The sequence below is a fragment of the Acinetobacter sp. YH16044 genome, assembly GCF_013417145.1.
In the GTDB taxonomy this organism is placed as follows: Bacteria; Pseudomonadota; Gammaproteobacteria; order Pseudomonadales; family Moraxellaceae; genus Acinetobacter; species Acinetobacter amyesii.
Window position 1 is genome coordinate 1 of sequence record NZ_VPEK01000148.1, and the last position, 1283, is coordinate 1283.

At 38.0% G+C, this 1283-nt stretch carries 1 protein-coding gene; it reads left to right on the forward strand.

What is annotated here, in order from left to right; all coding sequences use genetic code 11:
* Positions 1-77: 77 nt before the first annotated feature.
* A protein-coding gene (locus tag FTV38_RS17625) for an IS3-like element ISAba14 family transposase (protein WP_099046175.1) occupies positions 78-1222 on the forward strand; the annotation gives its coding sequence in 2 pieces (ribosomal slippage) (positions 78-342 and positions 342-1222; 1146 coding nt in all).
* Positions 1223-1283 lie beyond the last annotated feature (61 nt).

A 1283-nucleotide genomic window follows, 5' to 3' on the forward strand; every position in this document is an offset into this window, starting at 1 on the left:
TAGAGATGGATCCGGAAATTTGAACAACTCCTATAAGTGATACTCTGCTCCTCAAATGATGTTATAAACATCAATATATGGAGTATTTTATGGCACGTAGACCAAGAAGAAATCATTCAAACGACTTTAAGGCTAAGGTAGCACTTGCTGCGATCAAAGCAGAAAAAACACTTGCTGAATTGAGTTCTGAGTTTGATGTTCATCAAAACCAAATTATTGACTGGAAAAATCAATTGATCTCAGCTTCCTCACAAGCTTTCGATCAATCAAAAGCTCCATCAGAACCTCCCATTGATCTTAAAAAGTTACATGCAAAAATCGGTGAGCAGGCATTAGAAATTGATTTTTTAGAAGGTGTGTTGAAGAAACTGGGCCGCTTCAACCACAAAAGTTAATCGATCACTCACTTCAGATTTCAGTATCTAAACAAGCTAAGTTACTGAAAGTCTCTCGTGGTTGTTATTATTATCGCCCAAAACCTGTTAGCTCATCAGATCTGAAGCTGATGCGATGTATTGATGAATTACATATGCAATATCCTTTTGCAGGCAGTCGTATGATGCGTGATTTGTTGAATCGTCAAGGGCATCATATAGGACGACGTCATACACGTACTTTAATGAAGAAAATGGGTATTCAGGCGTTATATTGCAAACCAAATTTAAGCCAGGCTAATCAAGCTCACCGTAAATATCCATATCTGCTCAAAGGATTGGCTATTCAGCGCAGTAATCAAGTGTGGTCTACGGATATAACGTATATCCCTATGGCAAAAGGCTTTGTTTATTTATGTGCTGTGATTGATTGGCATAGCCGCAAGGTACTTGCGCATAGGGTATCGATTAGTATGGAGGTGGATTTTTGTATTTCGGCTTTAAATGAAGCGATTGAAAAATATGGATCACCTGAAATATTGAATACAGACCAAGGCAGTCAGTTCACCAGTGATGCATTTATTGATGTATTGAAATCAAATGGCATTCAAATCAGTATGGATGGTAAAGGTCGATGGGTAGATAATGTGATGGTTGAACGATTATGGCGGAGCGTTAAATATGAAGAGGTGTATCTCAAAGCTTATAGCAGTGTCACAGATGCGAAAAAGCAATTGAGTGCATATTTTGAGTTTTATAATCTGAAACGACCTCATTCGAGTCTAGACAAAATGACACCAAATGAGTTTTACTATGATCAGCTACCCCAACAAAACAAGGTGGCTTAACTAGAGCGGAATATCACTTATAAATACGCTTTTAGTTGTTCAAACAAGTGGAACCACCTCT